Genomic DNA, 22,227 nt, shown 5'->3' with positions numbered 1-22,227 from the left:
ATACGTTATTTTTTGAAAGATATAAAACTTACAGATATATTATTCTACTTTGCTTTTGTAGTAGTTATCATTATTGCTGTTTTTTTTGATAAGAAATATTTAGCGTACGCATTGCCAGTTGTTATTCTTTCAATAGGGATAATTTATCTTCAGTATATTGACAAGATAAACTTTTGGTATATATTGAGTTTATTGACAATGATTGTTTGTGATGTTATTATTTATACAGATTTCGTTACGAATTTTGGAATAATTTGTTTACTAACATCTGTATATTTTGTTGCCTGTACTTTAGCTCTAAGAAAGTATATATTAATTAAAGACATTAAAAGAAAAACTTTTTGGACCGTTCCGATCGTAGTGAGTGCTGCTTTAATTTGTTATTTGATATATTCTATTTCTCAACTATTGATTGATGTGGTGATAGAAATTATACCACAGGTTACTCTTTGTATATTAAGTACTACATTATATGTTTTAACGGCATATTTAATATATATACATGATAGGTATAAAGAAGGTTTAAAGCTGATTGTCGTTGCTTTTTTGTGTATATTCATAGTGTCATTATTACCTATCAATGAATTGTTTTATCCAAATAAGATTTTCACCGTATTTATTAATATAGCACATGTATTAAGTCTTTATATTTTTATGAAATTTCTAATTGAAACTCATGAAGAAAAGGTAACTACGAATAAGGAAAAATATCTTTAAAACTCTTTTATTGTAATTTCTCCCAATAGAAAATTGTTTGAAAAATAAGTATTAATACCACTCTCTAGTAAAGAGACTAATTAGAGTTTGTGGACTTAGGGTTATGATAAACCTGATTTTTTCATTGTAATTGGGTTGATTGATCTCAAATCCATTATTAGAAACTACTGGAAAGAAAAGTTCGAAATAATCCGCAACAAGACTTACGCGCACACCAGCATCATACACAAATTTTGGTGATATTCCCTTGTTTTTAACAAGTCCTACATCACCATAAGCATATATCCAATTCCAGATGTTTGTATTGGCATTGAGCGTTGTGATCCATTGATTAGCAAAGGGGTAATCAAGCTGAGATTTAAATCCTCCTTCTGCAATAATAATTTGCTGACTTACCAATCCCGTTTCTTCACTGCGGCCCAAGTAACTAAAATCAAACAGATAATCTGTTGGTCTATCTAAAGCAAAACTAAAAAAATCACCATCTCTTTCAGTGTCGTTATATATAAAAGCTCCTGCAAATAAACGAAGATTTAATTGCCTGTTATTCAGGAATACATTTCTGTAATTGAAAGTAGCAGAGAATTTACTAAAGTTTTTGGCTATTTGATAATCAATTATATAAGAACTTAAGTCTAATAGGTTGAAATCAGAGTATCTATACCTAACATTAAAAACACTATAATCGGGTGTTTCTACAGGATTTATATCGTCTCGTTCTCTAAAAACATTTATACTTCTTATAGATAAACGTTGTCTTTTGTTTGATCTTAAATCTTGTGGTCGCCAGTAGAAATCAACAGAAGGGGAGAAGCGCCTGAATAATAAGTCAGGAGCATAACTAAACATACTACCACTTACCGCATATTTTATTTGGTAAAGATCATACTCTGCAATCTGATCTCTATATTGAAAAAACGCAGAACCTAGTAGTTTTTTCGAAAGAAAGCCATAACTAGGAGTGATTCTGTAATCAAAATCTCTTCTTATAAATGTTTTATTATAAAATTTAGACCCTATCGTAAAACCGTCATATACATTGTTAAATTCGAATTCTGGAATATAAAAAACCTGACTTCTTGTAGGATCTTCAACATCTTGTAGAAACCTGAATTGTATTGGCTTATTAAAGATTCCTTTTAGATTTCTATGATTGTTTCTTCTGTTTACCTCAGGAATATTCTGATCATAATCTAATATCAGTTTGTCAATATCTTCATTAGCAATTTTTACTTTTTTCTTACCTGTAATGCCAGTAACCCACGTTTTAGAAACCAACTGTCCATCTCGTAATCCTGCTAAAGAAACGGGCATGTCATTATTTCTTTTATTTTTTATGGTTACTTCAAGAGAGTCATTTCTTTTTTTGATCGAAGTGATTTTGAAGTCTAATTTCTCGTTGGTAGGAATATAATCTTCAAAAAACCAATCAATATTTTTTGGAGTTAGATTATTGAGGATTTTTTCAAAGTCTTTAGAGTTTGTGAGTTTTAGAGTATTGTTAGTATAATAACTCTTAACTGCTTCTGCTAAAATGTTATCATCCTCCAGATAATCTTCTAGGTATTTAAAACCAATTCCTGCTTTATAGGCATTAGCAATATTTTTATTGAATTTTACTAGCTTATCTTGTGGTGTGGTAAGCGATTGATCCAGAAATAATCTAGCCATATTTTTATATCCTAAAAAATACTGGTCATTAAAATCTAAATCTGCTGCGTGAAACCATCTAATCCCAATAATTTTACTTAGGTTCCCAATGATTTTCATATCTGGATAATACTGTTCTGTATATGCCATCATTAGGTAAATATGCATAGCGTCTTTTATCCAGGCATCATATCGGGGATTGATAATTAATGTTTTTTCCAAATAACTTTCTGTAATAGACTTAAGTTGTTTGATTTCATATTGAAAGCCGTCTGGGAATGGTCTTAGGATATCAGGTAGTTGATTCAAACCATACACAGGATTATTTTTATAGTCATTTTCTGAAACTAAAATTTTATCGAATGGGTATGGTCCTAACCGATCTTCTAAAAACTTAATGATCCTTTTAGTCGCTACACTTTTCATTTCTGGCATCAACTCATTGTCTTCAATATTACTAATAAGCTTAACGCCGTTCATTCTAAAATCATAAAATGAACTGTTTTTTTCTAAGTATAGATTTACTTCGTTTCTGTTTTTACCAAAAAGTTGAACTGTTTTAGTTTCATTATCAGGATCAGAAGATTCTTTTTGATCAAACTCACTAGTTAGGGTATATGAAGAAGGTATAGTTAGATTCACCTTATAATCAGCTAGCGGAGCATATAAGTCATCAAGATGCTTATGGCTATAGGTGTTCCACTTGGAATCATATACGGCTGGAACTATGTACCAATATTTTAAACTAAAATCGCCATTTTTATAATATCCATAACGAGTAAATTTTTCGCTCGGAATTTTTACTTTATAGTCTAAATTAAAGGTAATGCTTTCTCCTGGATGTAAGGATTTATTAATGTCCAGTTTTATAATATCAGGAGTTTGGTTAAACCGTTCCCAAGATATATCCTTCAACGATTTATCTTTAATAGACATGATTGCAGTACCTCCACGTTCATATTCTTTAGCAAAATAGAATCGTTTTAGAAAGTCTTCGGAAAAACGTTCACCTAATGGAGTTGTTTTGCTTACAAAACTATTTGCCCAATCTTGTAAGAAAATTTCCTGTAATGCATCCCTCGATGTATTGGTATATGTTATCTCTTGTGTAATCGAAATGACTTTGTTTTCTGTATCCAGAATACCATCGATTACAATACTGTTCTGTGCAGATACAGTATGAAGCGAAAATGCAATAATTATATATAGTATTCGAAACTTAATCAATTTCTCTTTAAAAATTTAATTACATTATTATCAATGTTAGTAGGAATAAGGTAATATAACCCATTACTGAGTTCGGATACTGAAATTTCCGTAACACTGTTACCTTTTAAAGAAAACGATTTTATTTCTTGTCCCAAAGTATTATATATTTTGAAATTAATGAAATCAGAATTATTGTTAATTTGTAAAGATAAGTGATCCTCAATTATAGTACCGTTATTTAGTTGGATTGTTCTTGGAGTCTCTACAAAATCTGGAGTACTAAGGAATTGTTGGTCAACTTGCAGTTCCATAACTACAGGAAGATGATCACTCATATTGTATAATGCATCTCTTAACGCATTATCATAAACACCTGTGCAATCCACATCATCAATACGTTGATTATAACAATTACCATTGTTTCCATAAGATCCGTAGGTGTTAGGAATATAGCTTAACTCAGTACTATTTATCATATTCTCTGATATAAGAATGAAATCAAATCTATCATCTAAACCGCCGCCACTTCCAAAATCATCAAAGTCATTGTTACTTAAACGTGTACTTTGCGTATGGATATCTTCAAAAGTACTGTTACTGGTCCAATTACCAGGAGTGTTTATTGGATCAGCCATGATGATTTTATTATTTACATCAAGTAGTTCTTGGTATGCTGGCTCATTAGAGGAATATACATTAAAATCACCAGCAAAAATGACATAGTCGTTTTCATCGAGATTTGCATAGTTATCTGTAAACTCTTTTACCATATTGAGTCGTTTAGTCTCATTAGTTGCACCTTGACTAGCTTTAAGATGTGCAACAAAAACCTCTATTCTAATTGGGTTATTCGTTTGATCTACTGAAATTAATTCTAGAGTATACCAGTTGATATCTCGAATTGTAGTTATTAGTCGTTGGCTTTGTATTAAGGTAAACTTCTGATTGTTATAATATAATAACTGATGCAGTTCTACATCTGAATTAGAGAAATTACTTAGAAAAGGGGCACTAGAATAGTTGGTATGGTCATCATTTAAAGAACTATTAAGTATTTCGTCGCCGCCTGCTTCAGTTTCTAATTCACAAATCATAAAGATATCAGGTTCATAACTGTCTATAATTGTTTCCAATATTTCCTCTCTATTTGTGGGAGGAGCAGAAGGATAGTTCAAGACATTATAAAACATCGTTTTAATTGTTGCCTGACCTAATGCCGTTTGAACAATACTAAATACTACTATATTTATAAATATTCTTTTCATTCTAGAGTTTGTTGAGTTTGTGTGAAAAGATATAGGTATTAGAAATTTGGACTTAAATTGTATTCTGTATAGAACTTATCCAATATATTCAATACCTCTTCTGGTGTGTCTACAACGTGAATTAAATCCATGTCTACAGCACTAATATTTCCAAATTTATCTAATAACGTACTTTTTACCCAGTCTATTAGTCCTCCCCAAAACTCAGTACTTACTAAAATGATTGGAAATACTGCAATTTTTTTGGTTTGTATTAGTGTAATTGCTTCAAATAATTCGTCCAATGTTCCAAATCCACCAGGCATTACTACAAATCCCTGAGAATATTTTACAAACATTACTTTACGAACAAAGAAATAATCAAAATCTAAGCTCTTATCACTATCTATATAAGGATTATCGTGTTGCTCAAATGGTAGTTCTATATTAAGCCCCACAGAGGTTCCTCCTCCTAAATGTGCTCCTTTATTACCCGCTTCCATAATACCTGGACCACCACCAGTAATTACTCCATATCCATGTTCCACTATCTTGTGGGCTACATCTACGGCTAATTGATAATATTTATCATCTGTTTTGGTTCTTGCAGATCCAAAGATAGAAACACAAGGTCCAATTTTACTCATTTTTTCGAATCCATTAACAAATTCACCCATGATCTTAAAAATTGCCCATGAATCATTTGTTTTAATCTCATTCCATCCTTTGTGACGTTGTTCTTTTCTCATATTATGATATTTTTTCAGCTTTTTGTCAATGACATAGAGCTTTTGATTGGTTGTTTATTGATTCTAAAAATGAAGAATTTAATAGTAAATTATTTTAGTTTTTATTAATTACTAATTCTTTCTTCAAAAATTTAGCGGTATAACTTTTCTTGTTTTTAATAATATCCTCTGGAGTTCCTTTTGCGACTATTTCACCGCCATTTTTCCCTCCTTCGTATCCTATATCTATAATGTAATCCGCCATTTTTACTACATCTAGATTATGTTCTATGATTAATACAGTGTTTCCTTTGTTTACTAGCTCGTTTAATACTTCCATTAATACTCTGATATCTTCAAAGTGTAAGCCCGTTGTTGGTTCGTCTAATATATAAAAAGTATTGCCCGTATCTCTTTTAGATAATTCTGTCGCTAATTTAATGCGTTGTGCTTCACCACCAGATAATGTAGTAGATTGCTGACCTAGAGTAATGTATCCTAAACCAACGCTTCTAATAGTTTTTAGTTTCCTGAAAATTTTAGGGATATGCTCGAAGAACTCGCAGGATTCGTTAATCGTCATTTCTAGTACATCAGAGATGGATTTTCCCTTATACCTTATTTCCAGAGTTTCTCTATTAAATCTTTTTCCTTGACATGTTTCACATTCTACATATACATCAGGTAAGAAATTCATTTCAATTACGCGTAAACCACCACCTTTACACGTTTCACATCTTCCTCCAGTAACATTAAAACTAAATCTACCTGGTTTATAACCACGAATCATGGCTTCAGGAGTTTTAGAGAATAATGTCCTGATTTCAGAAAAAACTCCAGTATAAGTTGCGGGATTAGATCTGGGTGTACGACCAATAGGCGATTGATTAATATCTATTACTTTATCTGCATGTTCTAGTCCTTTAATACTTTTGTAAGGCATTGGTTTACGAACACCATTAAAATAATAGGCGTTAAGAATAGGGTAGAGTGTTTCATTGATAAGTGTGGATTTACCACTACCTGAAACACCAGTTACTGCAATCATTTTTCCTAAAGGAATATCTATAGATACGTTTTTTAGATTGTTTCCTGTAGCCCCTTTTAAAGAAATAGTTTTGCCATTTCCTTTTCTTCTTTTTGCAGGGATTTCAATTTGCTTTTTACCACTTAAATAATCAGCAGTAAGGGTATCATGATCTCTAAGATCATCTGGAGTGCCTTCACTAATGATTTCGCCACCATGTTTTCCAGCTCTTGGTCCAATATCAATAACATGATCTGCGCGTTCAATCATATCTTTATCATGTTCTACCACGATAACGGAATTTCCAATATCTCTTAGTTGTACAAGTGAATTGATTAATTTTTCATTATCACGTTGATGTAAACCAATACTTGGCTCATCTAAGATATACAATACACCTACCAATTGAGATCCTATCTGGGTAGCAAGACGAATTCGTTGTGCTTCTCCACCAGAAAGTGATTTACTACTTCGGTTTAATGATAAATAAGTAAGACCTACATCAATCAAGAATTGAAGCCTGGTATTTATTTCTTTAAGAATTTCTCCAGAAATTCTTTGTTGTTTTTCATTTAATTGATTAGGAAGATTTAAGAACCATTCTGCCAATTCACTAATATCCATATTTGCTAGATCGGCAATGTTCTTTTCACCAACTTTAAAGTATAAAGATTCTTTACGAAGTCTTGATCCATTGCACTCAGGACATTGAATATTATCCATAAAATCCTTTGCCCATCTTCGTAAAGAAGTGGAGTCGTTATTAGTATATGTATTATCAATAAAGGTGGCAATGCCTTCAAAATCAATTTTATATTCTCTAGTAACTCCTAAGGTTTTGCTGTCTACACTAAATTTTTCTTTTCCTCCATAAAGAATCACTTCCATTGCTTCTTTAGGGATTTTTTTGATAGGATCACTTAGCTTAAAATTAAATCGTTGCGCGATTAATTCTAATTGTTTAAAAATCCAATTGTTTTTTTGTGGTCCTTGAGGTACTAATCCTCCATTTTTAATAGATTTAGAATCATCTGGTATGATTTTCTTTACGTTTACTTCGTAAAGATTCCCTATACCATTACACTTAGGACAAGCACCTTTTGGAGAGTTAAAAGAAAAGTTATTAGGTTCTGGATTGGGATATGAGATTCCACTGGAAGGACACATTAGATTTCTACTAAAAAATCGAGCTTCTTGCGATTCTTGCTCAATAACCATTAATACATCATCACCGTGATACATTGCGGTATTGATAGTTTCCATCAAGCGTTTAGAATTATCTTTGTCATCACTTACAGCAATACGATCAATTACAATCTCTATATCGTGAGTTTTATAACGATCTAATTTCATGCCTTTGGTGATGTCTTTTATTTCACCATCCGTACGTACTTTTACAAACCCTTGTTTCGCTATTTGCTCAAAAAGCTCTCTATAATGTCCTTTTCTGGATCTAATAATAGGAGCAAGAATATTAATTCTTTTTCCATTAAAATCTTTAAGAATTAAGTCTTTGATTTGTTCATCGCTATAACTGACCATTTTTTCACCAGTGTTATAACTATATGCATCACTACCACGAGCAAATAACAACCTTAAAAAATCATAGATCTCTGTAATAGTTCCAACAGTACTCCTTGGACTTTTACTGGTAGTTTTTTGTTCTATCGCTATTACGGGCGAAAGACCATCAATTTTATCCACATCAGGACGTTCTAAACTACCAAGAAACTGTCTGGCATATGCAGAAAAGGTTTCAATATATCTTCGTTGTCCTTCTGCATAAATAGTATCAAAAGCCAATGAAGATTTACCAGAACCAGAAAGCCCAGTAATGACTACTAATTTTTCACGAGGTATTTTTACGTCAATGTTTTTAAGATTATGAACTCTTGCACCTAAAACCTCAATATTTTCCTCTAATACAGCCATAAATTTTTAACCAAGATTGCAAATGTAGTTATTTGTAATGTGTTAGTAAAATGGCTGCGTCTTTTACAATTGTTAAATAGGTGTTATAATTTCTCAATAAACAGAAGAATTTAATCATCATACTTTTATATTTTAGCTTAAAAACATAAATCAATGATATTAGGAATAGGCTCCAGAATAAAACATCCAACATATGGATTGGGTGTAGTGACCAATGTCACAGCAAAAATGTATTGGGTAACTTTTATAGAAAACGGATTAGAAACTATTGATGTAGATGATGATTTTGAAATCATTGATGGAGTAGAAGATGAAGTTGATACCATAAGTTTCTATGAAGTCGAACAAACATTTAGAAACCTATTAAAACGTTATAGCGATATTTCTGAAATTGTACCTATAGCTGATAAATGGAAAGGCGGAAAGATTATCTTAGAACCAGGAGATACGAATTTAGCCTCTAAAGAAATTCCGATGGATACCTTTTTTCATAAAATTGTGATGGTACGAGATCGTATTCGGGTGATGGAACAAAAGATCAATAGTTCTAAGGTGATAGATGATCAGGATAAAGTTGATCTACAGCAATACATTACACGTATGTATGGGAGTTTAACAACCTTTAATGTGCTTTTTAAAAATAAATCTCAACAGTTTACAGGCAGTAGTAAAAAATAAATGACAAAGTATCCATTAATTAAAAAGATAGGATTAATTGCAGGGCCATTACTGTTTCTATTATTGATTAATCTTCCTATCGTACTAGTTTCAGAAATTGCAGACAAAGTACTTTCAGTAGCCGTTTGGATGATCATTTGGTGGATTACTGAAGCGGTTTCTATATCGGTAACTGCTCTGATTCCTTTGATATTATTTCCACTTGTTGGTGTGTTGGACTTAAAAACAGTTTCTCAAAGTTATGGAAGTCCTATAGTTTTTCTATTCTTTGGAGGGTTTGTAATGGCTTTGGCTTTAGAAAAAGTTAATCTTCATAAACGCATTGCCTTGACGATCATTAAGATCACTGGAACAAGCCCAGATCGAGTGATTCTTGGATTTATGATTGCTACCGCTTTTATGAGTATGTGGATTAGTAATACAGCTTGTACGGTAGTAATGTTACCTATTGCATTATCGGTGATCCAGTTATTGGTAAATGATGAAGATGGATTTACTAAAAACGATCGAAACTTTGCATTAAGTATTATGTTGGGTATTGCATTTTCTGCTAACGTTGGTGGAGTGGCTACAATTATAGGAACACCTCCAAACTCTGTGTTGGTAGGGTTTTTAGAAAATGAATACCAAATAGAAATCTCTTTTTTAAATTGGATGTTGCTTGCATTTCCTTTTTCTGTATTGATGATCGGAATTGTCTATTTGGTAATTGTCAAATGGATATATCCTAATCGTATTACAAGTTTTACAGCCTCTAAAGATGTTATTGATCAAGAATTAAAAAAACTTGGAAAAATAAAACGCACAGAACGTAGGGTTTTGACCATTTTTTGCGCAGTTATATTTTTATGGATTTCTAGAACTACGATCAATGGTTTTTTTCCAGATTTAAAACTTTCTGATACAGGAATTAGTATGATGGGTGCTTTCGCCTTGTTTGTAATACCGTTTCGGTTGAGTAAAGGTGAATTTACATTAATTTGGAAAGATACTCAGAAACTACCTTGGGGAATTCTTATTTTATTTGGAGGAGGATTAGCATTGGCAAGTGGTTTGTCTCACGCAGGCTTGATAGAGTTGGTAGCTAATATGATTGCAGCCAATAAAGGTTTAAGTTTATTGATGGTTACTTTATTGCTGATTGTTTTTATGCTCTTTATGACAGAATTGATGAGCAATGTAGCTTTGGTGGCTATTTTTGTTCCTGTAGTTGCAGGAATTGCATTAGGGCTTGATATACCGATGCTACATTTGTTGATTCCAGTTACTATGGCAGCGAGTTGCGCATTTATGCTACCAATGGCGACACCTCCAAATGCTATTGTGTTTGCTAGCGGTTATGTAAAAGTATCTAAAATGGTAAAAGCAGGATTGATTCTTAATATTATCTCTGTGATACTTTTGGTCCTGATGTTTAAATTTTATGTATCCCTATTGTTTTAGCTTTTCTAAGAGTTAAATGTTTGATTCGCTATTAACTACTAAATATTATTCATTCCAAGCTCTCAAGTTATTTATTGGAATGCCGACACCTAATGCTTTATGTTTTTGTGACAAATAAGCACCACTTTCTGTAGTGGTCCAGTTTTCCCAACTCGCTTCGATACCACCAATAGGTATTAAAGAAACCCACATTTGATAACTTGTTGGAAGGTAATTTTTATCCACTTTCCATAAGTAAGAATCACCTGGTGTGGTGCCGCCAGAACTATAGGTAACCAGCAAGCCTTTAGATCCATCTTCAAGATCTACTACTTTTCTGGTAACTCCCTTATCAAATAGTTTATGAGGTGCTACTATCCAAAATGAATCATTATTAAAATAGGAGAGTGCCTTCCCTAATAACTGCTCTTTTTCTGGATGATCAACAGTTGTGTTATTTTTTAAAATAGTAGTGTTTTCTGGGTTTTGAAGATCTAGGTTTGCCTTGTAGTCTTCCCATTTAACTTCAACAGTTCCAGATTTTTTGTTCCATATATAATGGTTTTTATTTCTAAAAGTCCATTGTATATAATCGGTGTTTACATATTTATCATGTTGTACAGCTTCTTGAATACGTAATGCAAAATTATCTGCTTCTGTTCCAATTTTTCCTTCTGGCATCTTTTTGTGTAATGAGAAATATAAGATTGTAATCAGAAATACGATAATAACCAATATGCTGGTTAAGAATATTTTAAGGAGTTTAAAGAGTCTTTTTTTCAAGATATTGTACTTTTATTCGTTTTAAAGGTATTAAATCAAATTGATATTAAAGAGAAGCATAATACTCAAAAGCATCAATGATGATATCATCAGAAACTGTACAGTTATATTTTGCCTCACCAATCGTATTTAATAATACAAAGTAGATATTTCCCTTTTCATTCTTTTTATCATGAACCAATAATTCCATAATTGTCTTATAATCTTTAGGATCAATATCAACTTTAGGGAATGTGGCTAAGATTACTTGGCTTATTATTATGAGTTCTTCTTCCTTTAGGGATAATTGAGCTGCAGAGATAAATCCTTCCAGAATCATCCCTATGGCTATCGCCTCTCCATGTAATAATTCAGGTTTTTCTGGGTGTGTCAGGTAAAAAGATTCGATAGCATGTCCTAAAGTATGACCGAAATTAAGGTATTTACGAATATTTTGTTCAGTTGGATCTTCGAATACAATCTTGTTTTTAATGACTACAGAATCATAGATCAACTGATCTAAATCATCTGTAGTAAGCTTAGAAAGGTCACTCATTTTTTCCCAATAAGCTCTATCTTGTATTAATCCGTGTTTTAGCATTTCGGCAAAACCACTACACATTTGATTAACTGGTAATGTGCCTAAAAATTCAGTGTCCACTAAAACCATTTCGGATTCACTGATAACACCAACCATATTTTTAAGATTTCCAAGATCTACACCTGTTTTCCCTCCAACAGAGGCATCTACCATGGCTAGCAATGAAGTAGGAACGTTGATATAACTGATTCCTCTTTTGTACGTACAAGCGATAAAACCACCAAGATCAGTTACAACTCCGCCACCAAGATTAATTAATAAACTTTTTCTATCTGCACCATATTCTGCTAGTACACTCCAGATACTACTACAGGTATCGATGTTTTTATTGATTTCTCCTGGTTCAATTTCAAGAACCTCAAACTCATATTCTTTTTCAATTTTACTCATGAAATGAGCATAACAGTTCTGATAGGTATTGCTATCTACTAGAATAAATATTTTAGAGTGGTTTGCTTTTTCTAAATAAGCATTAAGAGCAGTGTAACATTCATCGTTAAAATATACGATCGAATCTTTAGAAACTATGGGCTTCATAAAAGGTGATTTAACAGGCTGTGAAATTAAGCAGAATTTGTAATAAAATAAACTTCCAAGTTCTATATTTGCAGATATCTTAAAACAAATACTTGGTATTTGATAATACCATTATAATTTTAGTGAATTTACCGTAATAGTTACGAATTTTTAAAGTTAAAACTTGATGAAAGAACATTCCTTGTTTGATAATACAGAAATTGCTTTTGCACTAAAGAGTGATTCTGAACTAGAGAGAGCTTATTTTCTTTTTAAAATGATAGCAAACGAACCTTTAGTACGCATTGGTACTGCTGTTACTAATTTTGCTCTAAAAGCTCATTTACCTGTACAGGGTTTGATTCGTGCAACAGTGTTTGATCATTTTTGCGGTGGTGTAGATGAAGAAGATTGTCTACCAGTAGTAGATAAAATGTATGCTAAAGGTAGAGTTTCTTCTGTATTAGATTATTCTGTAGAAGGGAAAGAAGAAGAAGAACAGTTTGATCATGTATTGGATAAAACCATGGAGATTTTGGATTTTGTTGATCAAAAAGAGGCAATTCCTTTTGGTGTATTTAAACCTACGGGTTTTGGACGATTTTTAGTTTGGCAAAAGAAAACAGAAGGTACTGCTTTAACTGCCGATGAAGAAAAAGAATGGGCTAGAATAGAAGAACGTTTTGATCAGGTATGTAAGAAAGCATATGAGTGTGATGTTCCATTATTGATTGATGGAGAAGAGAGCTGGATGCAAGATGCAGCAGATGATTTGGTAGCTAAGATGATGCGCAAGTATAATAAGGAAAAAGCAATTGTCTATAATACGCTACAGTTATATCGTCATGATAGATTTGAGTATCTTAAGAAGTTACAAGAGGAAGCTAAAGAATCAGGTTTTAAAATAGGAATGAAGATCGTACGTGGTGCCTATATGGAAAAAGAAAATGATCGTGCTGAGGAAAAAGGGTATCCAACTCCAATTTGTGAAAGTAAGGCAGCAACTGATCTTAATTTTAATACTACCTTAGAATATATACTGCAAAATCTTGACAGTATTTCTGTGTTTATCGGTACTCATAATGAAGACAGTTGTTATCAGGCGATAGCACTAATGAGAGCACAAAAAATATTAAAAAATGATCCTAGAGTTTGGTTAGGTCAATTGTATGGTATGAGTGACCATATCAGTTTTAACCTTGCAGCTGAAGGATATAATGTAGCTAAGTATTTACCTTTTGGCCCTGTTAGAGACGTAATGCCTTACTTAATTCGCAGAGCAGAAGAAAATACTTCTGTTGCTGGACAAACTACCAGAGAATTGGATTTGTTGTCGAAAGAAAGAAAAAGAAGAAAGTTGTAGTTTTAGCTTATGAATCTAAATCAAGTTACAGTTCCATCCATTGATGTAGAACAATCTATTGTCTTCTATGAAAAACTTGGATTACGGTTAATCGTTAAAGCTTTACCGCATTATGCCCGTTTTGAATGTAAAAAAGGAGAAGCAACATTTTCTATCCATCAGGTAGAAAAATTACCTAATGGTGATGGGGTTTATGTTTATTTTGAAACAGAACAATTGGATCAGGATGTAGAAAAATTAGTGAAATCGGGAGTTCACTTTGATCAATTACCAGAAGACCAGAGCTGGTTGTGGAGAGAAGCCAGACTTAAAGATCCAGATGGAAATCAAATCATTTTGTATTTTGCAGGAGATAATAGAAAGAATCCACCTTGGAGGATGAATTGAATTATTCTACAACCGTTCTAAATAACATAAGTCTCTTAATAAATGAATGACTTAATTGCTAATCAAACCTTTACCAACCAAGACTTTTCTAACCAGAAATTAGCAGGGAAGGAATATGATAATTGCACATTTGCTAATTGTAGTTTTATACAAGCGGATATAGCAGTAGTAGTGTTTTTAGAGTGCACATTTATGGATTGTGATTTTACTAAAGTGATGATGAAACAAACTGCATTTAGAGATGCATGTTCTTTTAAGGATTGTAAGTTGTTGGGAGCAAATTTTAGTAGTTGTGATAACTTTATGTTCTCGGCAGAATTTAGAGGTTGTATTATGGACTATGTCTCTTTTTATGGGTTTGAAATAAAAAACACCCAATTTACTGATTGTAAACTTGTCGGAGCAGATTTTACCCAAGCTATAATTACAGGTTCCTTGTTTAGAGATTGTGATTTGGCTAATACTATTTTTGATCAAACTATAGCAGAAAAAGTCGATTTTAGTACTGCTTTTAATTTTGATATTGATCCAACTCAAAATAGATTAAAAAAAGCAAAGTTTTCTACAAAAGGATTGCCTGGATTGTTAAAGAAATATGATTTAGAGATTACATAATAAAGGCAATTGATGAAATACTTTTTATTATATATAAGTGTTGTATTGATAACATTGAGTTGTAAAACCAAGAATAATCGATTGGAATATGTGGATCGATTTTTGACCCATGAAATTCCTGTTAATGAGCCTATGGAGTTCAAATCAGATCTAATTCCAAAGGATTTTTTAGTACATAGAGGAGTGTTTTCTAATGATTTTGAGGAATACTATTATACTATATCAGATACCAGTTTTAGTAGTTTTGATGTGAAATATATTAAAAAACATAATGGTAAATGGTCTGCTCCAGAAGATGCGTTTTTTAATAGTGAATTTAATGAGCATGGAATGAGTTTTTCGCCAAATGGAAATATATTGGTTTTTAGTTCTACCAGACCAGTGGATTCTAATCATGTATCGAATACCTGGCATATATGGAAATCTGAAAAAATAAATGGAACATGGAGTACACCTGAATATGTAGATATTCCAAACTTAAGGGATAAATTAGTTTCTCATCCATCATTGACAAAAGATGGTACGATATATTTTCATTCCAGTGATATTGATTATACCAATATGGAAATCTATTATTCGAATCAAATACAAGGAAAATATCAGCAGGCAAAAAAAGTAAATTTTAGTGGTGTTGATACTAATGAATATTGTACTCCTTATATTTCATCTAATGAAGATTATTTGATCTTTGCATCTATTAATGAATATTTGGATCTACATATTAGTTATCGAACGAGTGCTGATAATTGGTCTAGCCCCATAAAATTACCTTCTTTCATTAATGTAAAAGGAAAAGGGAATCCATATATAACACCAGATGAAGCATTTCTTTTTTATTGCGAGGAAAATGAATCTTCTGGAACAGGTTGGAAGATTAATTGGGTAAGTACGAAACTTTTCAAATTAAGTAACGAGAAATAACTGTTCATTCGGTAGGTTTCACTTTGATTATTTTCATTACCAATATCATTTTATCAATAAATGCTATGATTTCCTTTTCATTTAAAGCAGCAAATCCTATTCGTATCCCATTATGACCAGAATTATCATTGTCATAACGTCTCCATTCAGGATTAAAAGCAATATCTTGTTTTAATGCTTCAGCTATTACAATATCCCAGTGATAAGGTTTCTTTAGTTGCACCCAAACAGCCATACCTCCTTTAGGAGTCTTGAAATCAAAAAAATCACCTAGTTTTTCCCTTAGTAATGTACAGAATAAATCTCTACGTGCTTTATAAATTCTCCGCACCTTATTACTATGTCTTTGTACATCACCATTATGAATCATTCTAGCCAATGTTTGTTCTAACAATGTGTCTCCTTGTCGATCCAGGATACGCCTTAATCTCGCCGCCTCATCTATCATATCCTTAGGAGCTATAAAATACCCGATTCTTAGTGCTGGAGCAATAATTTTTGTAAAACCACCAATATAAACCACATTTCCATGGTGATCATTACTTGCTAAAGGAAGTATAGGTGCATTGTTATAATGAAAGTCATAATCATAATCATCTTCTACTATTGCTAGGTTGTATTTATGAGCTATGTCAAGTAAATGCATACGTCGCTCTGCTGATAAGGTAACAGTAGTAGGGTGGTGGTGGTGTGATGTAACATATACTGCATGGATTGGTTGTTGTTTACATATTGATTCGATTTCTTGGGTATTCATACCATATTCATCTACAGAAACACGTTTTATAATTCCTCCAGCTTCTGTAAAAGTATTGTCCGCTGTCATATAATTGGTATTTCCTGCGATAATCGTTTTGCGATCATTTAGCAACAATTGACTAGCGAGATAGATTCCCATTTGACTTCCTCGAGTAATTAATACATTATCTTCAGTGATTTTTAACCCTCTTGTCTGATTGAGGTAAATAACCAAGGCTCTACGAAGTTCTATGTTGCCATAAGTATCGCCATAATTTAAAAGGTGTTGATGATAGGTTTTTTTAGTAATATTTCTGTAGATCTTTGCAATATCTTCGATTGGAGCTAGTCTATGATCGGGTACTCCATCATCTATTTTTAAGCTTGCTTGAATGGTTTCAATGCCTTTTCTAACCAAATGATGTCGTTTCCTAAATTCAAAACCTGATGTGTTTTTTAAAGAATCAATTGTAGACGTTTCTTTCAATTTTTTTGGACTAATAATGGGTAAATCTTTACTTACAAAAGTTCCTCTAGCTGGAATACTTTCTATCCATCCTTGAGACATTAATTCATCATATGTTGCTATAACAGTTTTTCTATGTATAGAAAGGTCTTCAGATAATTTTCGTGATCCAGGTAGCTTGGTTGATGGTGCAATTTTTCCAGATTTTATGTAACCAATGATTTGGTCACATAACTGTAAGTATAGATGTCTACTTGATTTTCGATCAAGTAGAATATTACTTTTAAAAGGAAATACAACTGGACTACTCATAATGTTAAAACTGGATTAATATAACACACCACAAAACTACTAATTTTGAAATAAATCAAAAAACGAGCAAGTAATGTCAGAATATCCAATCGAAAATCTTAATAAAGTAGTTAGAGGTTCTAAAAGAGCGAATTATAATGTAAACGAAATTAATACGATTTTAGATGATGCTTTTTTATGTCATATTGGGTATCTCTGGCAAGATAAAGTAGTTGTGATTCCTACTGCATATGGTAGAAAAGAGGATACAATCTATATCCATGGATCATTAAAAAACAGAATGATGACTAGCTTATTAAAAACTGGTGAAATTAGTATTTCAGTTACCCATCTTGATGGTTTAGTTTTAGCCCGATCTGCTTTTCATCATTCTGCTAATTATCGATCTGTAACCATTTTTGGTAAAGTACGTAAAGTAGATGATCCTAAAGAAAAAATGGATGCATTAGCTTGTATACTTGATCATATGGTTCCTGGACATTGGGATAATATTAGACAACCTAATAAAAAAGAGTTTAATGCGACCTTGGTAATGGCAATTAAGATTGATACTGCGTCTGCTAAAATAAGAGCTGAAGGTGTTGTAGATGAAAAAGAAGATCATGATTTACCGATTTGGGCAGGAGTAATCCCTATTAAGCAAGTAGCAAGCGATCCTATTGCCGAACATGATTTGCTGGAAGGTGTTAGCGTTCCTGATGCGGTAATAAAGTATGTAAAAAGAAATAAGGTATAATTGTCAAAGTTTTTTATACATTGTTCTAAGATAGTCTTCAACAGATTAAGAGTTGGTTTTTGTCTTTTGAGATATTTTCTGATTTTTTTAATTTAAAACTACTATTACACTATTATGTTAGAAATAAGACCCACTTGCGAAAATTGTAATATCCCTTTGCCTAATGATAGTAAGGAAGCTATGATATGTACTTTTGAGTGTACATTTTGTAAAGATTGTGTAGATACTATTTTGCATAATGTATGTCCTAATTGTGGAGGAGGTTTTACAAAAAGGCCTACTAGACCTTCTCATTTATTATCAAAATATCCTCTAAGTACCAAAACAATCCATAAACCTGTTGATGAAAAAGTGTTTAAAGAATTGATGGATACATACAGAAATATAAGCCCTAGAGAACGATAGTGGGATCTTGTAATTAAGATTGAAGATGTTTTTTATAACTTTCTGTCTAAGGGTTTTAATTTTTTTGTGATTGATTTAATAAATTGTGTATGAATGATATTACTATACGAATAGCAGGAGTTCAAGAAGCGAGTGATATTTCTTTTTTAGGAAAGAAAACTTTTGATCAATCTTTTGGACACTTATTCAGAGATAGAAATGATCTTACAGGGTATTTGGAGACAACATTTTCAATCGAAAAATTACATACCAGTATGGTTAAATCGGATAATGTATATTGGATTGTATATTATGGAGATGTGGCTGTTGGATATGCAAAAATACAATTGAATTCACCTTCAGAGTTTATTTCATCCAAGAAAGTATGTAAACTCCAAAAAATCTATATGCTCAAGGAATATTTATCTATGGGGATAGGAGCTCAATTACAAGAACATATTTTTGATAAGGTTAAAACTAGTGGAATTGAATTTATCTGGCTGTCTGTTCTAAAGTCTAATGAAAAAGCAGTAGTTTTTTATAAGAGAAATGACTACCAAATCATAGGAGAACATCCTTTTAGTATTGGTAAAGAGAATTTTGAGTTTTGGGTAATGTCCAAAAAAATACATTAATTAATTATTTCCAAACTATTTACCTTTGCAATAGAATCACAATTAGCAATTGTTAACCCAATTGTTTTTTCTTTGGCTTCTCCTTCTATAAAATAGGTGTTACAAGAATCTAACTTCGTATTACTTTTTCCAAAATCTACGCTTCCAGATGTTAATATATTAGAAATATCTGCAGTATCTATGCTGTAATTATGCATTGCAGTTAAAACTTCTTCAGAAAATGATCGATCCTTTAATCGTATGTTCTTTAAGACTCTGGCGGTAGGAGTATAGTCGCAAGAAGCTTTTTTACCACCTAAGAAAAAGAAGAGTAAAAACAATCCAATAATAAAACCAAAAAAGTAAAATCCCAGTCGATGCGCTAGTTTCATGCCTTATAAAAATTCTGAGCTCAAAAGTAAATAAAGTTTATGAGTTTAGGAGTTTGATAACAGCAAAATTTCGAAGCTTAAATAAAGTGCAATTCTTTAGCTTGAAAACAAGGTTTTTATACTCTTTAAAGGATTAATAAATTAATATCCCGATAGGATAAGTCAAACCAATCCGCAATAGATTTACTGGTTAGGATACCGTGATAGAAATATAACCCATTCTTTAATCCACGATCAAAACGCACAGCATTTTCAATACCACCTTCTTCACCAATCTGCATCAAATATGGGGTGAAAATGTTACTGATAGATAATGAAGATGTTTTAGCATATCTTGATGGGATATTAGGTACGCAATAATGTATTACTCCGTGTTTCTCGAAGGTTGGATGGTCATGAGATGTAACTTCGCTAGTTTCAAAACAACCACCCATATCGATACTTACATCAATAATAATCGAACCACTTTTCATACCTTCTACCATGGTTTCTGATACAATAATTGGAGAACGATTCTTACCTCTAACGGCACCAATTACAGCATCGCATCGACGTAAAGCTTTTAGTAAATTTTTAGGCTGTATGGTAGAGGTGTATAAAGGTCGTCCTATATTAGTTTGTATGCATCTTAATTTGGTTATAGAATTATCAAACACTTTTACATTAGCACCTAATCCGATAGCAGATCGAGCAGCAAACTCTCCTACAGTCCCAGCACCAATAATTACTACTTCTGCAGGTGGAACACCACTAATATTACCCATCATCAATCCAGAACCTATAGTAGCATTACTCATAAGCTCTGAGGCGATTAACACTGCTGCGGTACCAGCAATTTCACTTAAAGCACGCACTGCGGGATATGCACCATCAGCATCACGGATAAATTCAAAGCCTAAGGCAGTAATCCTCTTTTTTGCCAATTCCTGAAAGTACTCTTTGGATTGCGTTTTTAGTTGTAGGGCAGAGATCAACACGGTTTGTGGATTGATATGCGCTAATTCTTCTATAGAAGGTGGTTCTACTTTAAGTATAATAGGACATCCAAATACTTTTGTCGCATCATTCGTAATTTCTGCTCCAGCTTCACTATAATCACGATCTGTAAAACTTGCTCCAAGCCCTGCATTAACTTCGATCATAACACGGTGTCCATGAGCTGTCAACGCCGCAACAGCATCTGGAGTAAGGCACACTCGTTTTTCCTGATAGCTGGTTTCTTTTGGGATACCGATAAAAAGTTTTCCTTTTTTTCGAGCCACTTCGATCATTTCTTCTTGTGGCAGTAATTGCTCTTTTGTAAAAGGAGAGGTTGGTTTGTTCATTTGTGCGATATTCGGTATCTCAAATTACGAATAAAAAAGGATAGTATGCAAATTTAGTCATAGAGTATCTGATTGGTGTAGTTTGTAAGAAGATAAAAGTTAATAACCTTCTTGTCTAAATATTCAACAAATCACTAGCGAAAGCGATTCCACCAAGATTTTTTGTTTGATTTTTTGAATGTACTTAATTCAGATAAATCTATACCATGAATTTTATCGAAAATTTTTGTTCGAATCTTATATAAGATTCCAAGAATTAATATGATAATCGGGACTACAAGATAAATTTCATTTTCGTCGTAATATTCTATGTCATCATTTATAAGTGATATTAATTGAAAAAAATACATCGATATAGGTATTAATAAAACTAAATACCACCAATGTCGACATGTTAAAAACCAAATTAAAAGTAAAATAAGAGGAATTAGTTTACTCATAATCATCCAAGCAAAAGTTCTTACACTTTCAAAATAGATACTCTTATAGGTGAAAAAAGAATTTTCCCAGATGGCACCATCTGGGAAAATATCTGTTGTATAAAATAAAAAAGGTATTATCGCTATTGCGAGAGCTATAAAACTACTTTTTCGTAGGTATTTTGAGTGGTGCTTTTTTTCCGAAAGCGGCTGATTTTTTTCCTTTGTTTCCGATGTCGTCATTTTGTGTGGTTGGAGTATTGATTTGTGTGTTGTTATTGCCATCTGCATCTGTAATGATGTAGGTTCCTAATGCAAAGAAAAAGCTTAAAAAGATAGTTGTTGTAATTTTCATTTTTATAGGGTTTAATTAGTTACGACCCAAACATAGATGAAATTATAACAGTTGTTCAATTCAAAAAAATTGTAATTTTGCAAGCTGTAAGGCAGCTTTTTTTCTACTACAAAAAAGTAAACTAGATATGCTGTTTCTGTTAAAACACATGTTTTTGCTGATTAAGTACAAGTAAAAAACAATAATAAAAATAGTCTAATATAGTTGTAAGAAAAAGAGTAAAATTGTTAAAATTTACTAAAATCGCTTTTTTAACATAATTTCACCTTAATAAAAGTACTCTTTTACCGTCGTCTAGTAGGTCAATTTTAATTTTAACAGTGTTTTCTGGTAATAAGTTCGCTATTTTTTCTGGCCATTCTATGAATATCCAGGCATTGGTATCTAAGTATTCTTCAAATCCAATATCATAGGCTTCTTCTTCATCCTGTATTCTATAGAAATCAAAATGAAATATAGTTTCTTGTTTTCCCTTATATTCATTCACGAGTGAGTAGGTTGGACTGGATATCACATCCTGTACGCCTAGTTGTGTACAGATTTCTTTGATTAATGTAGTTTTACCAACTCCCATTGCTGCATCAAAGAGTATTATTTTGTGTGCTGCGTTAGTAATGATCTGTTGAGCAGCTTGCGAAAGTTCTTCTAAAGTATATATTATTTTCACGAAGGTATATTGTTTTAATATAATCGGGGACATTATGATAACAGCAT

At 32.3% G+C, this 22,227-nt stretch carries 21 protein-coding genes; 10 read left to right on the top strand and 11 right to left on the bottom strand.

The genetic code is table 11. From position 1 onward, the window contains the following. The first annotated feature begins 12 nt into the window (after positions 1-12). Complete coding sequence (locus QBK95_RS08985; RefSeq protein WP_280932792.1) at positions 13-717, top strand: hypothetical protein; 705 nt, start codon at positions 13-15, stop codon at positions 715-717. Between the two features lie 51 nt (positions 718-768). Here QBK95_RS08985 and QBK95_RS08980 read toward each other — a convergent pair whose 3' ends face one another. The 4 genes from QBK95_RS08980 to uvrA all read right to left on the bottom strand — a co-directional run bounded on the left by QBK95_RS08980 (position 769) and on the right by uvrA (position 8,507). Beyond that, positions 769-3,594 carry a gluzincin family metallopeptidase gene (locus QBK95_RS08980; RefSeq protein WP_280932789.1) on the bottom strand — a complete coding sequence of 942 codons (2,826 nt, stop codon included), beginning with the start codon at positions 3,592-3,594 and terminating at the stop codon, positions 769-771. Then, positions 3,591-4,841 carry a T9SS type A sorting domain-containing protein gene (locus QBK95_RS08975; protein ID WP_280932787.1) on the bottom strand — a complete coding sequence of 417 codons (1,251 nt, stop codon included), beginning with the start codon at positions 4,839-4,841 and terminating at the stop codon, positions 3,591-3,593. Before QBK95_RS08975 ends, QBK95_RS08980 begins: the two co-directional genes overlap by 4 nt. Before the next feature lie 38 nt (positions 4,842-4,879). Then, on the bottom strand, positions 4,880-5,569 hold the full coding sequence (locus tag QBK95_RS08970; RefSeq protein WP_280932786.1) for an LOG family protein: 690 nt from the start codon (positions 5,567-5,569) through the stop codon (positions 4,880-4,882). Between the two features lie 94 nt (positions 5,570-5,663). Continuing rightward, positions 5,664-8,507: an excinuclease ABC subunit UvrA gene (gene uvrA, locus QBK95_RS08965; RefSeq protein WP_280932783.1), complete on the bottom strand. Its 2,844-nt coding sequence runs from the start codon at positions 8,505-8,507 to the stop codon at positions 5,664-5,666. A gap of 153 nt (positions 8,508-8,660) precedes the next feature. Here uvrA and QBK95_RS08960 point away from each other — a divergent pair, with 153 nt between their 5' ends. Next, entirely contained in the window at positions 8,661-9,185 is a 525-nt protein-coding gene (locus tag QBK95_RS08960; protein WP_280932781.1) for a DUF8685 domain-containing protein, read from the top strand. Next, positions 9,186-10,628, top strand: coding sequence for an SLC13 family permease (locus QBK95_RS08955; protein WP_280932779.1), 1,443 nt, complete (start codon positions 9,186-9,188; stop codon positions 10,626-10,628). It abuts the gene before it with no gap. Between the two features lie 45 nt (positions 10,629-10,673). Here the strand turns inward: QBK95_RS08955 and QBK95_RS08950 are convergent, their stop codons facing one another. Beyond that, positions 10,674-11,288 carry a hypothetical protein gene (locus QBK95_RS08950; RefSeq protein ID WP_280932778.1) on the bottom strand — a complete coding sequence of 205 codons (615 nt, stop codon included), beginning with the start codon at positions 11,286-11,288 and terminating at the stop codon, positions 10,674-10,676. Between the two features lie 148 nt (positions 11,289-11,436). Further along, the gene (aroB, locus tag QBK95_RS08945) at positions 11,437-12,507 is read right to left on the bottom strand and encodes a 3-dehydroquinate synthase (RefSeq protein ID WP_280932776.1); all 1,071 of its coding nucleotides are present in this window, start codon (positions 12,505-12,507) and stop codon (positions 11,437-11,439) included. Positions 12,508-12,673: 166 nt separating this feature from the next. Here aroB and QBK95_RS08940 point away from each other — a divergent pair, with 166 nt between their 5' ends. From QBK95_RS08940 to QBK95_RS08925, 4 genes are read left to right on the top strand one after another with little or no spacing between them, the layout of a single operon-like run. Continuing rightward, positions 12,674-13,849, top strand: a complete 1,176-nt coding sequence (locus QBK95_RS08940; protein ID WP_280932774.1) for a proline dehydrogenase family protein — start codon at positions 12,674-12,676, stop codon at positions 13,847-13,849. A gap of 9 nt (positions 13,850-13,858) precedes the next feature. Beyond that, the gene (locus tag QBK95_RS08935; RefSeq protein ID WP_280932772.1) at positions 13,859-14,236 is read left to right on the top strand and encodes a VOC family protein; all 378 of its coding nucleotides are present in this window, start codon (positions 13,859-13,861) and stop codon (positions 14,234-14,236) included. A gap of 42 nt (positions 14,237-14,278) precedes the next feature. Continuing rightward, positions 14,279-14,851 (top strand): pentapeptide repeat-containing protein, encoded by a 573-nt coding sequence (locus QBK95_RS08930; protein ID WP_280932769.1) that lies wholly within the window; start codon positions 14,279-14,281, stop codon positions 14,849-14,851. 12 nt (positions 14,852-14,863) lie between these two features. Beyond that, entirely contained in the window at positions 14,864-15,772 is a 909-nt protein-coding gene (locus QBK95_RS08925) for a TolB-like translocation protein (RefSeq protein ID WP_280932766.1), read from the top strand. A 4-nt stretch (positions 15,773-15,776) separates the two neighbouring features. Here QBK95_RS08925 and pdxR read toward each other — a convergent pair whose 3' ends face one another. Further along, on the bottom strand, positions 15,777-17,288 hold the full coding sequence (pdxR, locus tag QBK95_RS08920) for a MocR-like pyridoxine biosynthesis transcription factor PdxR (RefSeq protein WP_280932765.1): 1,512 nt from the start codon (positions 17,286-17,288) through the stop codon (positions 15,777-15,779). Positions 17,289-17,361: 73 nt separating this feature from the next. Here pdxR and QBK95_RS08915 point away from each other — a divergent pair, with 73 nt between their 5' ends. From QBK95_RS08915 to QBK95_RS08905, 3 genes are all read left to right on the top strand, one after another. Further along, positions 17,362-18,024 (top strand): pyridoxamine 5'-phosphate oxidase family protein, encoded by a 663-nt coding sequence (locus QBK95_RS08915; protein ID WP_280932762.1) that lies wholly within the window; start codon positions 17,362-17,364, stop codon positions 18,022-18,024. Between the two features lie 114 nt (positions 18,025-18,138). Next, a complete protein-coding gene (locus QBK95_RS08910; RefSeq protein WP_280932761.1) occupies positions 18,139-18,429 on the top strand; it encodes a DUF1272 domain-containing protein in 291 nt (96 codons plus the stop codon). An 89-nt stretch (positions 18,430-18,518) separates the two neighbouring features. Then, positions 18,519-19,043, top strand: a complete 525-nt coding sequence (locus QBK95_RS08905; RefSeq protein ID WP_280932759.1) for a GNAT family N-acetyltransferase — start codon at positions 18,519-18,521, stop codon at positions 19,041-19,043. Here QBK95_RS08905 and QBK95_RS08900 read toward each other — a convergent pair. From QBK95_RS08900 to tsaE, 4 genes are all read right to left on the bottom strand, one after another. After that, positions 19,040-19,414, bottom strand: a complete 375-nt coding sequence (locus tag QBK95_RS08900) for a hypothetical protein (RefSeq protein ID WP_280932756.1) — start codon at positions 19,412-19,414, stop codon at positions 19,040-19,042. The two genes, QBK95_RS08905 and QBK95_RS08900, sit on opposite strands and share 4 nt — an antisense overlap. Positions 19,415-19,539: 125 nt before the next feature. After that, a complete protein-coding gene (locus QBK95_RS08895; protein ID WP_280932754.1) occupies positions 19,540-20,739 on the bottom strand; it encodes an alanine dehydrogenase in 1,200 nt (399 codons plus the stop codon). A 582-nt stretch (positions 20,740-21,321) separates the two neighbouring features. Continuing rightward, a complete protein-coding gene (locus QBK95_RS08890; RefSeq protein WP_280932752.1) occupies positions 21,322-21,513 on the bottom strand; it encodes a hypothetical protein in 192 nt (63 codons plus the stop codon). 262 nt (positions 21,514-21,775) lie between these two features. After that, entirely contained in the window at positions 21,776-22,180 is a 405-nt protein-coding gene (tsaE, locus tag QBK95_RS08885; RefSeq protein WP_280932750.1) for a tRNA (adenosine(37)-N6)-threonylcarbamoyltransferase complex ATPase subunit type 1 TsaE, read from the bottom strand. Between the last annotated feature and the right edge of the window lie 47 nt (positions 22,181-22,227).

It is taken from the genome of Aquimarina mycalae, from assembly GCF_029906345.1.
Lineage (GTDB): Bacteria > Bacteroidota > Bacteroidia > Flavobacteriales > Flavobacteriaceae > Aquimarina.
The sequence above is the reverse complement of the archived record's forward strand: the minus strand, read 5'-3'. Positions and strand labels throughout refer to the sequence as shown.